Raw genomic sequence first — 15,319 nt, forward strand, 5'->3', positions numbered from 1 at the left:
CTCTGATTACTTAAATGCTTGTTTAGTATTATGTTTTTCGCCGATTATTGCCAATTTAGTATTATACTTATTGTACAAGTTACACATATCTTTATAAACCATTTATAGGCGATATTAAATAAGTGTTATCATTTATGTGTAATAAATATTTGCGAGGGTATCGAAAGTCCTGCTGTTGCCTGCTTGCGGCAGCTTTAATTTTTAGTGTTCAGCCTGTTTTATCGCAGCAAAAAACTGCCAGCGAAGGCGTTAACGTCCGGTTAAATCAAACTGGTTTTTATCCGGCCGGGCCCAAAATCGGGATTGTATTAAACAGTAAAGGCGATGATTTTTATATTCAGACGACGGCTAAAAAGAATGTATATGCCGGCAAATTGAAAAGATCAATTAAGCCGACATTTGGAGGAGCTTATACCGGAATCGCCGACTTTTCCGAATTTAAAACCGCAGGTAAATATCTGCTTTATGTGCCTGGCTCAGGCTATTCGTTTCCGTTTGAAATTAAACCGTCGGTGCATCACAACGTGGCGGCGGCCTCAATAAAAGCTTACTATTTTATGCGTGCGTCCACCGCCCTAAAAGAAAAGTATGCGGGCAAATGGAGCAGGGCAGAGGGGCACCCGGATACAAGCGTGTTAATCCACGTATCGGCAGCGAGCGATGGCCGTCCGGCAGGCGCAATAATTTCATCGCCCCGGGGTTGGTACGATGCAGGCGATTACAACAAATACATAGTGAACAGCGGGATTACAACAAGCACATTATTGTCGTTATACGAGGATTTTCCCGCTTACATGAAAACTGTGAAGTTGAACATTCCCGAAAGCGGTAATGGTTTGCCGGATGTACTGAATGAAATATTGTGGAACCTGCGCTGGATGCTCACCATGCAGGATCCGGCCGACGGCGGGGTGTATCACAAACTAACCAATGTGGCATTTGATAAAATGGAAATGCCGGACAAAAGTCTGGAGCCACGGTATGTGGTACAAAAAGGAACGGCTGCAACGCTCGGTTTTGCAGCTGTAATGGCGCAGGCCAGCAGGGTCTTCACCAAGTTTAAAACACAGTTGCCGGGTTTGGCCGATTCGTGTTTAATACAGGCAAGCAAAGCATGGGATTGGGCGATGAAAAACCCTAACGTGGTTTATAATCAAGATGCCATGAACAAACAGTTTGAGCCCAAAGTGAGTACCGGCGCCTATGGTGACCGAAATTTCAAGGACGAATTTATTTGGGCAGCATCCGAACTCACGGTTGCGACTCAGAAGCCTGGCTTTTTAAAAGACATAAATTTACTGCCCGATACTACGATGCCGGTGCCCACCTGGAGCCAGGTAAAGCTTCTGGGTTACTATACGCTCCTAAAAAACAACAAAGCGTTCGGTCCAAATGGCCCAAAGGAACTATCAGAAATTAAAAAACGATTACTGGCTGCAGCCGATAATATGATAGCCGGTGCAGATGAAACGGCCTATCAAACCGTGATGAACAAATTTGCCAGGCATTTTGGTTGGGGTAGCAACTCGGAAGCGGCAAATGAGGGAATTTTGCTGATACAGGCTTACCGCTTATCGCCCAACAAAAAATACCTGGAGTATGCCCTTGCCAACCTGGATTACATTTTAGGTAGAAACGGCGCGGGTTACTCCTATATAACAGGTTACGGCAGTAAAACGCCTATGCACCCGCATCACCGGCCGTCAGTAGCCGATGGTATTGTTGAACCGATACCAGGTTTATTGGCAGGCGGCGCTAACCCTGGCATGCAGGATGGGATAAAAGTACCGTCGACTAACCCTGATGAGGCGTACATAGATGACGACCGCGCTTATGCCGCAAATGAAATAGCAATAAACTGGAACGCACCGTTTGCTTATTTGGCAAATGCGATAGAGGCATTGCAGACTGAATTTAGAAAATCAAAATAAAACCAATCAACCAAACCAATATAATCATGAAAAGGATAGTTTTTATTTTAAGCGCGGTATGTTTTAACGTGCTGTTGCTGGCTGCCCAGCCCAAAAAGGGCGGGTCACAAGGGAGCGATATCGACAAAAAAGTTGATGATTTGATCGCCAAAATGACGCTCGAGGAAAAAGTGGGGCAGATGACGGAGGTGACATCGGACGTAGTGTCAACCACCACCAATGGCGCACATCAAATTGATGCTGCGAAAATAAAGGAAGCCATTTTAAAATATCATGTTGGCTCGATATTAAACGTGAGTGGCCAGGCTTATACCCGCGAGCATTGGTACGAAGTTGTTTCGGCTATACAAGCTGAAGCTGCGAAGGACCGGTTGAAAATCCCGGTTATATACGGTATCGACGCGATACATGGTGTTACATACACAGCCGGCAGCACGCTTTTTCCGCATGAAATAGCAATAGCAGCCACTTTTAACAGGGACATTGCCTACAAAGCCGGCGAGATAACAGCATACGAAACGCGGGCCAGTTATATCCCGTGGAACTACTCACCTGTGCTTGATTTGGGGAAATCGCCGCTTTGGCCGCGTATTTATGAAACTTTTGGGGAGGACCCATATTTAATAAAAACCATGGGCACGTCAATTATTAAAGGCTACCAGGGCAATGACGTTGGCGATAAATATCACGTTGCAGCGTGTATGAAACACTACCTGGGTTACGGCTACCCGGTAAGTGGCAAAGATCGCACGCCAGCCTGGATACCTGATCGTTACATGCGTGAATACTTTTTACCACCTTTTATCGAAGCGGTTAAGGCAGGAGCAAGGACGATTATGATCAACTCTGGCGAGATAAACGGCGTTCCCATCCACGGTAGCAAATATATGCTAACCGATGTGCTGCGTGGCGAACTGCATTTTGATGGTATAGCTGTAAGCGACTGGCGCGATATCGAATACCTGCACGACCGTCACCACATTGCAGCTACACAAAAAGAGGCAGTAATGATAGCCGTAAATGCTGGTATAGATATGAGCATGGTGCCTTATGAGTATAGCTTTTATAACTATTTAATTGAACTGGTACGCGAAGGCAAGGTATCGATGGCACGCGTAAACGAGGCTGTTCACCGCATCCTTAAAGTGAAATATCAATTAGGCTTATTTGAAAGGCCTGTTGGCAACCCTAATGATTATCCAAAATTCGGATCGGATGAGTTCAGGCAGGTGAGCGTGCAGGCTGCTACGGAAGCTATCACGTTGCTAAAAAATAACAATAATATACTGCCGCTTAAAAAGAATATCAAAGTGCTGGTAACCGGCCCAACCGCTAATACCATGCGCTCGCTGGATGGTGGCTGGAGTTATAACTGGCAAGGCGACCAGGCGGATAAATTCGCTGCCGACAAAAACACCATTTTAGAAGCGATTCAACAGAAAATTGGCAAGGGTAACGTAAGTTACGAGCCGGGTGCAACCTTTGATAGCCTTAAAAATGTAAACGATGCCGTAAAGGCGGCAAAAAATGCTGACGTGATTGTACTTTGTTTAGGCGAATTATCCTATACCGAAAACGTGGGCAATATTGATGATCTTAACCTGCCATGGGCACAAACCCAGTTGGCTATGGAATTGGCAAAAACAGGTAAGCCGGTTATCCTTGTTCTAGCTGAGGGAAGGCCACGTATTGTTACGCAGGCTGAGAGCCAGTCTGCCGCAACGGTAATGACTTACCTGGCAGGTAACGAAGGGGGAGACGCGCTGGCGAGCATTTTATTTGGTGATGCCAACCCGTCGGGCAGGCTGCCGGTTACTTATCCAAAATATCCAAACTCGTTAAACAACTATTACCGCAAAAATCTGGAGAATGGCAACTCTGATGACAGTCACAGTTATAACCCGCTGTATGAGTTTGGTTTTGGCTTAAGCTATACTAGTTTTGGCTATAGCAATCTGCATTTGAGCAAGCCTAACTTAAAGGAAAATGAAACTTTAACGGTTACCGTTGATGTTAAGAATACCGGAACCGTTGAGGGTAAAGAGTCGGTGTTACTGTACACCAGCCAGATGTACGCGAGCATAGCGCCCGACACCAAACGTTTAAGGGCCTATGATAAGATCAATCTTAAACCAGGTGAGAGCAAAACCGTCACCTTTAAAATTACAGCTAAAGATTTAGCTTTTGTAAACGACATTAGCAAAACGGTTACTGAAGCAGGCGAGTTTAAAATTCAAATTGGCGACCAAACACAAAGCTTTAATTTTATCTCAAATACAGTGCCGTCGAGGACAGGAAGATTATAGAACACATTAGAAATGTGGTTAAAGATGTGTAAAAAGCCAAATATCCGCGGCTTTTTACACATCTTTTTTCATTCTTTAAAATCATTCGCATGCCGGCAAAGCGTTCCATTTTTACCAGCGGAACACCCGGAACGCTATGAAACATACTGATTATCAATGAGTTTATTTTTTACAATTGTTAAATAAACTAAAGTAACTAATGTTAAGTCAAGAGTCTTTAGTCGGAAGTCTTGTCTTTTCTGACTTAGAACTTGAGACTTTCGACTCGAGACTATCCGTCTAAGTACCGGCTATCTTATACGTTGTTCTGCCGGTAACAATCAACTCGTTGTAAAACTGAATAATAAATGTTAAATAAACATTTTATTTTTAATGCCGGGATTATATATTTGTTATACCAATTTATAATCAGAAAAAACAACGGCATGAAAAAGATATTGTGTGTTTACTGTGGTCTGTTATTACTGTTCATATCCTGCTCAAGTAAAGGAGGTAATCCGCCGCCAACCCCACCCGAAACGTTTAAACCGCCTGTAGTGTCGGCATCTTTTGCAAAAGGCGCTGATATCAGCTGGGTAACGCAGATGGAATCTACGGGCGTTAAGTTTTATGATAAAAGTGGTAGCCAGCAGGACTTGTTCGGTTTAATGAAAAGCCTTGGCTTTAATTCCATAAGGCTGCGGGCATGGGTTAATCCCGCCGATGGTTGGTGCAATACTGCCGATTTGGTTGCGAAAGCATTACGTGCAAAGGCTGCCGGTATGAAAATTATGATTGACTTTCATTACAGTGACAGCTGGGCCGATCCCGGGAAACAGCCAAAGCCGGCTGCATGGGCAACGCTCGATTTTGTTGCTTTGACAACCACGCTGCATGATTATACCGTGGACGTCATGAAAGTCTTAAAAACCAACGGTATAACACCTGATTGGGTACAGGTTGGTAACGAAACTAATGATGGCATGCTGTGGGAAGATGGACATGCTTCAAAGAGCATGGTAAACTTCGCTGCGCTGATAAAGGCTGGATATTCTGCTGTAAAATCAGTCAGCAGCACTACTAAAGTAATCGTGCATATTTCGAACGGTTATGATAATGGTCTTTTCCGCTGGATGTTTGATGGCTTGAAAGCAAACGGGGCACAATGGGATATTATAGGGATGTCGCTTTATCCTTCGGTTGATAACTGGGCAGACTACGACAACAAATGCCTTGCTAATATAAACGATATGGTTAGCCGTTATTCAACACCTTGTATGGTTGTTGAGGTTGGAATGCCGACATCATCGCCCGATGCGAGCCGTAGTTTTCTAACAGATATTATTACCAAAGTAAACGATGTATCTGGCAGCAACGGACTTGGTGTTTTTTATTGGGAACCAGAAGCCTATAACTGGCAGGGATATGGTCTTGGTGCATTTGACAATAATGGCAAGCCAACGATCGCGCTGGACGCATTCGGTAATTAAAGCAACAACGCCGAAATAATAAGAACCAGGCAAAAGCAAAATACGAATACCACCATGTAGCTTACATAGATACCTATAAATTTGGTTATGGTTCGGAATGTACTACGCTGGTATACAACCTTTAGCGCCTTGTACACATACCACAGCATATAAATACCCGCAATAAAGTTGACTAAACCAACCCATGTTTCATTTTCAGGTGTGAGTTTAAGCAGCAGCATCAGTATTGCCAGGAAGATAAAAATGAAACAGTGCAGGTGAAACGCAAATATTAAATGTTCCACATAAAACTTTTTATTGCGCCAAAAGGTAAATCTTAATATCAGCGCAAACAAAGGCAGCATCAGGAACATCATTTTTGGGATATTATGCCTTACCTCTTCGTAAAATACTTCCTTTGAACGTGTTCCATACTTTGACTTATAATCGAACGCCTTTTTGTTATAAAGTTTTGCAAACCAACCATCCTGATTGCTTTCTGGCAGCTTTTGTTGCTTGGTAATATATTGTTTATAGCTGGTATCAGCGGTAATGATAAGCAGGCCCGATTTAAAGTTTTTGCTCACCGTATCAGCATCGGCGCGTGCTTTCAAGTCGGCCTGGTGTTTAATTTCGTCGTTAACTATTTTTGTTTTTTGAGCAGCGCTTAAATTATGGTCTTTGGCAAGTGATTGTTTTAGTGAATCAATATGCTTTGACGTTGCCGCCGGTGTTTTACCATTTTCGTTTAGTTTCACAAAATCGCTTTCGCGCCCGGTATTAAACAGCAGCAAAAAATAAACGATGCTGATGAATATGTACATTTTAACCGGGTGCAAATATTGGGAGCGCCGGCCATTCATGTATTCATTTGTGAGGAACCCCGGTTTAAACAGCAGGGGCTTTAACGTATGAAAAAACTGGTGGTCGAAGTGGAAATAATCGCTGATGGCATGGTTCATCATGTGGCCAAAGCTTTCCTTTAGTTCTAGGTTCTCCTGGCCACAATTATGGCAATATTTCCCCTCTAAAATGGTACCGCAGTTAAGGCAGTCGTTTTCCTGGCGGTAGTGTTTTTTCATTCTTTTAAATGGATTTCAATAGCGTCTTAAAAGTAGCGAATACCAACCAGTACAGCAAAAGGTTTTTTAAGCATTTTCTATGGCGCGCTCGAGTTCTGGCGTGTGTTTGTACCGGAACACAAACGGAAAAATAATCGCAATTACTAAAGCGTATCCCGCAAAACTGAGCCATATGCCGTGCCAGTTTTTGCTATGATCTGCCAATGTAAAAAACTTGTCGATAAGAAAACCGCTGAGTATGCTTCCAAAGAAGGCACCAAATCCGTTCACCATCATCATAAACAAACCTTGCGCACTGGCCCTTATTTCAGGTCCGATTTGAGTTTCTACAAACAATGAACCCGATATATTAAAGAAGTCGAAGGCCATACCATACACAATACATGATAAAATTATCATCCATAGTCCACCGGCCGGGTCGCCAAAAGCGAAGAGCCCAAATCTTAATACCCATGCAAGCATACTTATCAGCATTACATACTTGATTCCGAATTTCCGGAGGACAAAAGGTATTGCCAATATGAAAAGCGTTTCTGATACCTGCGATATTGACATGATAATAGCAGGGTATTTCATAGCAAGCGAGTCCTTATAAGCAGGAATGTTATTGAAATCGTGAAGAAATGTATCGCCGTAAGCGTTCGTTAACTGCAAAGCCGCACCCAACAAAAGGGAGAAGGCAAAGAAAATAGCAAAACGGGGAGTTTTAAACAGCGAGAATGCATTTAAACCCAGCATATTAACAAATGATTTGTCGCCGGTCTTTTTGAAAAGTGGAGGGCATTTAGGCAACGTGAATGCAAAAATACCCAGGGTAAGGGCAACCGCAGAGGCAATATAAAACTGGTTTGAGGTTGTTTCGCTGTGAGTAATACTAACTGTCCATAATGCTGCTATAAAGCCTATAGTTCCATAAATACGAATAGGGGGGTACTCTTTAACTACGTCTATATTGGCCCTTTTTAAAGCGGAATAAGCCACTGTTATTGACAATGATAAGGTCGGCATGTAAAACACCATATTTAATAAAATGACCCAAAAAAATGTTGTTGGGTTAGTCACGAGTGGCAGGCTAAATAAGGTTAAAGAACCTAAAATATGCATTACCCCATAAAGTTTTTCAGCATTTATATACCGGTCTGCAATAATACCGGTAAGGGCGGGCATGAAGATGGCCGAGATACCCATAGTAGAAAATATCGCTCCAAACTGCGCCCCCGACCAATGCTTATTTTGAAACCAATAAGCTCCGATAGTTAGCAACCAGGCCCCCCACACGAAAAATTGCATAAAATTCATTAGTATTAAGCGAAACTTAATATTCATAGAGCGCTGGTTTAAAACAATAAATGTACAATTCGGTAATTAAAGCCGGAAAGTAGTGAAATAATTGCAAAATCACGAAGCTTCAATAGCAGAGTTTGTTAAAATTTTAGGAAGAGGGATGTGATGGTATTAAGATGCTTTCCTGCGGTTAAGTTCATCGCGTATTTTGGCGGCTTTCTCGTACGATTCTTCAGCAAGAGCCTCCTGTAGCTTTGTCCGCAACTCATCGGTGCTCAATGCTGCGAAGCCACCTGCAGAGGATGTTGTTGCCGCAGTCTTTTCTTCTTTTGTTTCATTGATGTTCTCTAGGTAAACAAAATCGTTACCTTCTATTACTATACCCGCGGTTGAAAGAATAAATTCGAAGGTATAAATAGGACAGTCGAAACGTACGGCTACCGCAATAGCGTCGCTGGTGCGTGCATCAATTTCAACTGATTTTTTGCCGTCGGTGCAAATTAGTTTAGAGTAAAAAATGCCATCGACAAGATTGTAAATCACAATCTCCTGTATTTTAATATTGTAGGCCTCGCCCAGGCTTTTAAATAAGTCGTGAGTCAAGGGCCGGCTGGGCGTCATCTTTTCAATCTCGATAGCTATGGCCTGCGCCTCGAAGCTGCCGATTATAATTGGCAGTCGCCTGCGGCCACTTACTTCGCCTAAAACCAAAGCATAGGCACCAGACTGCGTTTGGCTGTACGATAAGCCAACAATATCCAGTTTTATTTTTTTCATATCATTACCCATCACAACACATCTTTATGCCGAAGCTTTGTATTCTTTTACAGCTGCAATCAATTTTGGTACTACTTCAAAGGCATCGCCAACAATACCGTAGTCTGCCACTTTAAAAAACGGCGCCTCAGGGTCTTTGTTTATTACAACAATAACTTTCGACGAGCTTACACCAGCCAGGTGCTGTATCGCGCCCGAAATTCCTATTGCAATATACAAATTTGGACTGACAGCAATACCTGTTTGGCCAACATGTTCGCTATGCGGGCGCCATCCAGCGTCTGACACTGGTTTTGAGCATGCCAGCGCAGCACCCAGTAAACCTGCAAGTTCTTCAACCATGCCCCAGTTTTCAGGCCCTTTTAACCCGCGGCCTGCCGATACAACAATATCAGCATCGGGCAGGGACACTTTGTCGGTTGAGCGCACAATCTCTTTGATCATTGCTTTGAAATCCGATGCGTTCCCTTCAGCGGCATAATCCTCAACTGTTGCTGCGCCACCATTTTCAACAACTTTATAAGAGTTTGGCGTTAGAGATATTACTTTGTTGATTGATGTTAATTCAACCACTGCAAATGCCTTACCCGAAAATGCCGTTTTTTTAACGGTAAATTTACCGGTTTGTTCCGGTAACGCTACTGCGCCATCGGCAACACCTGCCTGTAATTTAACGCCAATGCGCGGTGCAAGGCCACGGCCCGAAAATGAGTTTGACAATACTACTATATCAGCGCCTTCCTTTTTAGCCGCGTCGGCTATAACAGAGGCATAAGCCTGGTTAATGAAGTTTTTCAATTTAGCGTTCGAAACATTCAGCACCTTTTCGGCGCCATATTTACCAAGCGCGATTAACTGGTCGCTGCTTACGTCGCCTATAGATATAGCCACTAAATTGGTATTATTCTGATCGGCAATGGCGCGTGCATATGAAACAGCTTCGAACGTTGATTTTTTAAATTTTCCGTCTGCGTTTTCGGTATATACTAAAACTGGCATAATAAATCTTTAGATAAATAATTTGGTTAAGGCTTATTGTTAGATTACCCGGGCCTCGTCGTGTAGTAAATCAACCAGCTTCGCGGTATCATCGGCAGCAACCAGTTTAACCTGGCCACGCGGCGCAGGTGTTTCATAACTGATGATTTCAGATAATGTTTTAACCCCGACCGGTTCAATAACAGTTAGCGGCTTGGTACGCGCGGACATGATGCCGCGCATGTTTGGTATTTTCGGTTCAGCCACACCTTCTGCAGCACCGGCAACAATAGGCAGGGGGGTGGTCAGCACTTCCTTACCGCCTTCAATTTCGCGTTCAACGGTTACATTATCGCCGTCGATGTCCAGTTTTTTGATGATGGATACTGATGGCAAGTCTAAAAGCTCACCCAGCATACTTGCTACTTTCGAACCATTATAGTCAATTGATTCGCGGCCGGTTAATATTAAATCAAAAGGATTTGCTTTAACGTATGCTGCAACCTGGGCTGCTACATACCAGGCGTCGTGCGCTTTGGCATTTACCCGTACGGCATCTGTAGCACCGATAGCCAGGGCCTTCCGTATGGTAGGCTCGGTACTTGCTTCCCCAACATTTATTACGGTTACCGTGCCGTTGCCGCCATCAGTAAGCTCGATTGCACGGGCAAGTGCAATTTCGTCGTAAGGATTTAGTATAAACTGCACGCCGTTGTTATTAAATTGCGTGTTATTATCAGTAAAAGTTATTTTTGTAGTGGTATCAGGCACATTACTTATGCAAACCAGAATTTTCATCGTACTGTTGTTTATAGATTGATTACCTAAAGATAAATGACTGAAAATTGTTTTTCATTTATAAATAGGTTGTGCAAATTTAGTTAAAAAAGAGAGAGTTTAAAATGCAGATAAGCAGATTAGAGAAGCTATTGGAATTTATTAAAAATGAGCCGGGTGACCCGTTCCTTAAATACGCGCTGGCAACAGAGTATCTTCGTATCAATCAAACAGATAAGGCGCTTGGATACTACGAGGACCTGGTAACTAACCACCAGGACTACGTGGGTACATATTACCATTTGGGAAAACTATATGAGGCCCTTGGACGTAAGCAGGATGCCATAAATACCTACGAAACCGGCATGACAGTAGCCCGTGATAAGCGCGATAATCACGCATTTTCGGAATTGAAAGGCGTTTATGATGAATTGGTGGATGAATATTAAGGAGTTCATAGCTAATGGTTCATGGTTCATGGTAGGTTCATTTAGACTGGGGATATTTAAACGCGAACTTCGGGCTAAATAATAAACAACTATCTACCTTCAGGCGATGAATCATCAACCATGAACTAAATTCCTTCCAGCTATGATCTATGAACCATCAACCATGAACTCTCTTCAACCATGAACTAACCCCAATGAGCAAACGGCACCTCATCTTTCTTCGGGATGTTATTATCTACACGTTCACAGCTTTTGGCGGGCCACAGGCGCATATAGCAGTTTTGCTGCGCGAGTTTGTTGAAAAGAGGAGATATGTTACCGAAGAAGAATTGATGGAACTGAATGCCCTGGCCCAACTGCTGCCAGGCCCTTCATCAACCCAAACACTGGTTGGCATTGCCTGGAAGGTAGGAGGGCTTCGCCTGGCTATTATTACTTTTTTTATTTGGGTTCTACCTTCGGCCGCAATTATGTGCCTTGCGGCTATCAGCTATAAATTGTTCGCCGATAAATCAAAATTTACCGAGATCCTACGTTTTGTGCAGCCTATAGCGGTTGGGATTGTTGCTTACGCCACCTATACTTTTGCCAACAGGTTTTTGAAAACAAAAGTGAGCACCCTGCTGGCAATAGGGTCATTGATAGCCACGCTTATTTTACAAAACGCTTACGCGTTCCCATTACTTGTTTTGTTAGGTGGAATAATATCATCAGCGCTTGAAACGCAGCCGCAGGAAAACGAGTTGCGGGTGAAACTGTTTTCGAACGTAAACCCCAATAAGGTAACTTACTTTATCGGTATCCTGCTGTTTTTTGCAGCTCTTGGTGCCGTAATTAATCAAACTTCGGTATTCAGCCTACCTATTCGTCTATTCGAAAACTTCTATCGCAATGGTATCCTGATTTTTGGCGGTGGGCAGGTGCTGGTGCCGCTGATGTTTACAGAATTTGTTGGTGTTAAGCATTACCTTACCAATTCCGAATTTCTATCCGGTTATGCGCTCCAGCAAGCTTTGCCAGGGCCGACGTTTTCATTCACGTCGTTTTTGGGCGCTATTACTATGGGCAATAAAGGTGCAGGCCTTGTTGGGCAGGTATTTGGGAGTGTGGTTGCAGTCATCGGCATCAATGCGCCGGGATTGATCCTCATATTATTTATCGTTCCGTTCTGGAATGACTTGAAAAAGATAACACGCATAAAAAATTCGCTTAGCGGTATAAATGCGGTGGCTGTAGGTTTTATGGCGACGGCGCTAATTTTACTCGTACGCCCATTTGGCCTCGACTGGATGGCCTATTTAATAATGATATGCTCGTTTTTGACTTTAAATTTTACCAGGATAAAAACGCCGGTGATAATTGTTATTGGGGTGGTGTTGGGGCTACTGGTATAGGCAGTATTATGGTTGATTTTTTGTTCCTGTTCACAGTGGAACATAAGGAACAGGGTGGAACAGGAACACGTTAAGCCCCTAGGCTAAAATGCTTGTTTCTGTATCAATAATGCACTTTTTACATTATCTGCTACCCTAAAAAACGCGAAAAGCACTGACAAATTGGTGTCAGTACTTTTTATCTTTCGAGCCTTTTATTAAAAACCGCATTGCTACCCAAAACTTCTCCGCAATACAACTGTGGCTTCTAAAACGGCACAGGTCCATCGTCATCATCCATCTGGTCCATTTTTGATGGGCGGATAATAAAGTTGCTTTGTTTTTCAAAATCCTGCGATGGGGCCAATCCCGAGAAAGCATTTGCCGGCGAGAATGAGCCGTCCATGCCCTGGTCTAAGTCGGTAAATTTCACAAACTTGCCTACGAATTTCAGCCTTACGCGGCCTGTTTCGCCGTTACGGTGCTTAGCGATAATTACTTCACCAACGCCAGCTGTAGGCATATTGTCCTCATCTACTTCCAACCCGTAGTATTCAGGACGATACAGGAACAGTACCATATCCGCATCCTGCTCAATTGAACCCGACTCACGCAAATCCGATAGCATCGGCCTTTTTGAACCGCCCGGACGGCTTTCAACTGCACGGCTTAATTGCGACAGTGCCAGCACTGGGACATTTAATTCTTTAGCAACAGATTTCAATGCACGCGATATACTACCAATTTCCTGCTCACGGTTACCGCCGCCTTTGGCATCAGCTGCCTTGCCGTGCATCAGCTGCAAGTAATCGACAATGATTAGCTGTATATCGTGCTGCGATTTTAAACGGCGGCACTTGGCGCGGAATTCAAAGATATTTAACGCAGGCGTATCATCAATAATTAACGGAGCTGCCTCCAGCCTGCCGATTTTGGAGTGGATTTGTTGCCATTCCCACTCTTCCATATTGCCCTTACGAATTTTCTCCTGCTCAATTTCAGTTTCGCCGGATATTAGACGGTTAACCAACTGAACCGAGGACATTTCGAGTGAGAAAACAACTACCGGCTTATTAAAATCGACAGCTGCGTTTCGTGCACAGGTCAATACAAACGCGGTTTTACCCATCGCGGGGCGGGCAGCTATGATGACCAGGTCGGATTTTTGCCAGCCCGAGGTCATGCGATCCAGATCGGTAAAGCCGGAAGCTACACCAGTAAGGCCGTCTTTTTTATCTTTTAACGCTTCGATTTCTTTTAATGCTTCATGCATCAAATCATCCATTTTGCGCGAATCGCGGCGGAGGTTGTTTTGGGCGATTTCGAAAAGGTTTTTCTCCGCTTTATCTAACAAATCCAACACGTCCGAAGTGTCTTCATAAGCGCTTTGAATAACTTCCGTCGAAATCCTTATCAATTCCCGCTGGATGAATTTCTGGATAATGATACGGGAGTGGTATTCGATATTGGCTGCAGAAGCAACGCGGTTGGTAAGTTCCGTGATGTAATAGGCGCCGCCTATCATTTCCAGCTCGCCCAATTGGCGCAATTGCGCAGTTACCGTTAAGATATCCACAGGCGATGATTTTTCGAATAACGTCCGTATTGCTGCAAATATTTTTTGGTGACTGTCTTTATAAAAAACGTCCGCCTTTAAAATATCAATCACTGAGGATAATGCATCTTTTTCGAGCATCAGTGCGCCAAGTACTGCTTCTTCCAGGTCGATTGCCTGGGGCGGAAGTTTCCCAAGCCCGCTATATGGGGTTGGGTTAGTGATCCTGCTTCTCCTGTCGGTTGTGTTCTGCTTGTTGCCTGCGCTATCGTTATCAAAATTCATGGGACAACAAAAATATACAAAAGTTGACGGGAATGTTTTAGGATTATTCAACATCCGGCGATTTTTGGCAATAAAAATCGTTCAAAGAAAGCTCTGATTCAATGCATACGCCTAACATCTGATGTTTGCAAAATGTTAGTAACTTTATATAGTGATTGGTTTACAGTTGTTTAACTGAATGTTAATAAAGTTTTGGATTGTTAACTATTCTAAAAAGACCAAAATAGTCTATTGGTTCAATAAGTGCTCAAATCAATAAATATGGCTATTTTTGCAATATTATTTTAATTTTTAAATGTCATACAATACAAGAGAACCCCGAGAGAGTAACCAGGTAGTTTTTGGAACAAGGGCGGTGATTGAAGCCATCCGATCAGGCAAAGAGATAGAATCTTTATACATACAGCGAGGCATTGGCGGCGAGCTTTTAAACGAATTGCGGGCATTGTTGCACGAATATAATATCACAGCGCAACAGGTACCGGTAGAAAAGCTCAACCGCATTACCATGAAAAATCACCAGGGGGTGATTGCGTTTATCTCGCCTATCATCTACCAAAAGATAGAAGACATCATCCCGGCTGTTTACGAAAAAGGAGAGGTGCCGCTGATATTGGTGCTCGATTCGATTACGGATGTGCGCAACATGGGCGCAATTGCGCGCACAGCAGAATGCAGCGGAGTACATGCGATTGTAGTGCCCGCAAAAGGTTCGGCACAAATAAACCCGGACGCAATAAAAACTTCAGCAGGCGCATTATATAAAATACCGGTTTGCCGCCACGATAACTTTATGCAAACTGTAAAGTTTTTGCAGGAATCGGGCCTGCAGCTGGTTTGCTGCACCGAAAAAACCCAGGAATACATTTATAAACCCGATTATACCGTTCCAACAGCAATAGTTATGGGCTCGGAAGAAGACGGTGTGCGCAACGACATCATCCGTATAGCCGACCATTTGGCTAAAATACCAATGTATGGAGAAATCGAATCATTGAACGTTTCGGTGGCAACGGGGATAATTTTATATGAGGCGATAAGGCAACGTTTAGGCCCCCAAACCCCCTAAAGGGG

General features: G+C 43.5%; 12 protein-coding genes. 6 read left to right on the plus strand and 6 right to left on the minus strand.

Features of this window, described 5'->3' with window-relative positions; all coding sequences use genetic code 11:
- The first annotated feature begins 134 nt into the window (after nt 1-134).
- From Q0R52_RS16065 to Q0R52_RS16075, 3 genes are all read left to right on the plus strand, one after another.
- Nucleotides 135-1,931 (plus strand): glycoside hydrolase family 9 protein, encoded by a 1,797-nt coding sequence (locus Q0R52_RS16065; RefSeq protein ID WP_295796057.1) that lies wholly within the window; start codon nt 135-137, stop codon nt 1,929-1,931.
- Nucleotides 1,932-1,957: 26 nt separating this feature from the next.
- A complete protein-coding gene (locus Q0R52_RS16070) occupies nt 1,958-4,237 on the plus strand; it encodes a glycoside hydrolase family 3 N-terminal domain-containing protein (protein WP_295796058.1) in 2,280 nt (759 codons plus the stop codon).
- Nucleotides 4,238-4,662: 425 nt separating this feature from the next.
- Nucleotides 4,663-5,706: a glycosyl hydrolase 53 family protein gene (locus Q0R52_RS16075; RefSeq protein WP_295796059.1), complete on the plus strand. Its 1,044-nt coding sequence runs from the start codon at nt 4,663-4,665 to the stop codon at nt 5,704-5,706.
- On the opposite strand, the gene Q0R52_RS16080 is transcribed toward Q0R52_RS16075, so the two are convergent.
- The 5 genes from Q0R52_RS16080 to Q0R52_RS16100 all read right to left on the minus strand — a co-directional run bounded on the left by Q0R52_RS16080 (nt 5,703) and on the right by Q0R52_RS16100 (nt 10,604).
- Nucleotides 5,703-6,767: a DUF3667 domain-containing protein gene (locus tag Q0R52_RS16080; protein ID WP_295796061.1), complete on the minus strand. Its 1,065-nt coding sequence runs from the start codon at nt 6,765-6,767 to the stop codon at nt 5,703-5,705. The two genes, Q0R52_RS16075 and Q0R52_RS16080, sit on opposite strands and share 4 nt — an antisense overlap.
- Nucleotides 6,768-6,833: 66 nt before the next feature.
- On the minus strand, nt 6,834-8,093 hold the full coding sequence (locus Q0R52_RS16085) for a nucleoside permease (RefSeq protein WP_295796063.1): 1,260 nt from the start codon (nt 8,091-8,093) through the stop codon (nt 6,834-6,836).
- Nucleotides 8,094-8,222: 129 nt separating this feature from the next.
- Nucleotides 8,223-8,828: a bifunctional nuclease family protein gene (locus tag Q0R52_RS16090; protein WP_252790290.1), complete on the minus strand. Its 606-nt coding sequence runs from the start codon at nt 8,826-8,828 to the stop codon at nt 8,223-8,225.
- 24 nt (nt 8,829-8,852) lie between these two features.
- Entirely contained in the window at nt 8,853-9,827 is a 975-nt protein-coding gene (locus tag Q0R52_RS16095; protein WP_295796065.1) for an electron transfer flavoprotein subunit alpha/FixB family protein, read from the minus strand.
- A gap of 39 nt (nt 9,828-9,866) precedes the next feature.
- Nucleotides 9,867-10,604 carry an electron transfer flavoprotein subunit beta/FixA family protein gene (locus tag Q0R52_RS16100; protein ID WP_295796067.1) on the minus strand — a complete coding sequence of 246 codons (738 nt, stop codon included), beginning with the start codon at nt 10,602-10,604 and terminating at the stop codon, nt 9,867-9,869.
- A 104-nt stretch (nt 10,605-10,708) separates the two neighbouring features.
- Here Q0R52_RS16100 and Q0R52_RS16105 point away from each other — a divergent pair, with 104 nt between their 5' ends.
- Both Q0R52_RS16105 and chrA read left to right on the plus strand, forming a co-directional pair.
- Entirely contained in the window at nt 10,709-11,032 is a 324-nt protein-coding gene (locus Q0R52_RS16105) for a tetratricopeptide repeat protein (protein WP_295796069.1), read from the plus strand.
- Between the two features lie 194 nt (nt 11,033-11,226).
- Nucleotides 11,227-12,426 (plus strand): chromate efflux transporter, encoded by a 1,200-nt coding sequence (chrA, locus tag Q0R52_RS16110; RefSeq protein ID WP_295796071.1) that lies wholly within the window; start codon nt 11,227-11,229, stop codon nt 12,424-12,426.
- Between the two features lie 247 nt (nt 12,427-12,673).
- Here the strand turns inward: chrA and dnaB are convergent, their stop codons facing one another.
- Entirely contained in the window at nt 12,674-14,245 is a 1,572-nt protein-coding gene (dnaB, locus tag Q0R52_RS16115) for a replicative DNA helicase (protein ID WP_252790285.1), read from the minus strand.
- 295 nt (nt 14,246-14,540) lie between these two features.
- Between dnaB and rlmB the strand changes: the two genes are divergently transcribed.
- The gene (gene rlmB / locus Q0R52_RS16120) at nt 14,541-15,314 is read left to right on the plus strand and encodes a 23S rRNA (guanosine(2251)-2'-O)-methyltransferase RlmB (protein ID WP_295796074.1); all 774 of its coding nucleotides are present in this window, start codon (nt 14,541-14,543) and stop codon (nt 15,312-15,314) included.
- Nucleotides 15,315-15,319 lie beyond the last annotated feature (5 nt).

The sequence above is a fragment of the Mucilaginibacter sp. genome (assembly GCF_025359345.1).
In the GTDB taxonomy this organism is placed as follows: domain Bacteria; phylum Bacteroidota; class Bacteroidia; order Sphingobacteriales; family Sphingobacteriaceae; genus Mucilaginibacter.

What these genes read in the sequence shown, in the direction of transcription:
- Q0R52_RS16065 (WP_295796057.1), top strand. Translation starts at nt 135, where the DNA reads ATGTGTAATAAATATTTGCGAGGGTATCGAAAGTCCTGCTGTTGCCTG.
- Q0R52_RS16070 (WP_295796058.1), top strand. Translation starts at nt 1,958, where the DNA reads ATGAAAAGGATAGTTTTTATTTTAAGCGCGGTATGTTTTAACGTGCTG.
- Q0R52_RS16075 (WP_295796059.1), top strand. Translation starts at nt 4,663, where the DNA reads ATGAAAAAGATATTGTGTGTTTACTGTGGTCTGTTATTACTGTTCATA.
- Q0R52_RS16080 (WP_295796061.1), bottom strand. Translation starts at nt 6,767, where the DNA reads ATGAAAAAACACTACCGCCAGGAAAACGACTGCCTTAACTGCGGTACC.
- Q0R52_RS16085 (WP_295796063.1), bottom strand. Translation starts at nt 8,093, where the DNA reads ATGAATATTAAGTTTCGCTTAATACTAATGAATTTTATGCAATTTTTC.
- Q0R52_RS16090 (WP_252790290.1), bottom strand. Translation starts at nt 8,828, where the DNA reads ATGAAAAAAATAAAACTGGATATTGTTGGCTTATCGTACAGCCAAACG.
- Q0R52_RS16095 (WP_295796065.1), bottom strand. Translation starts at nt 9,827, where the DNA reads ATGCCAGTTTTAGTATATACCGAAAACGCAGACGGAAAATTTAAAAAA.
- Q0R52_RS16100 (WP_295796067.1), bottom strand. Translation starts at nt 10,604, where the DNA reads ATGAAAATTCTGGTTTGCATAAGTAATGTGCCTGATACCACTACAAAA.
- Q0R52_RS16105 (WP_295796069.1), top strand. Translation starts at nt 10,709, where the DNA reads ATGCAGATAAGCAGATTAGAGAAGCTATTGGAATTTATTAAAAATGAG.
- chrA (WP_295796071.1), top strand. Translation starts at nt 11,227, where the DNA reads ATGAGCAAACGGCACCTCATCTTTCTTCGGGATGTTATTATCTACACG.
- dnaB (WP_252790285.1), bottom strand. Translation starts at nt 14,245, where the DNA reads ATGAATTTTGATAACGATAGCGCAGGCAACAAGCAGAACACAACCGAC.
- rlmB (WP_295796074.1), top strand. Translation starts at nt 14,541, where the DNA reads ATGTCATACAATACAAGAGAACCCCGAGAGAGTAACCAGGTAGTTTTT.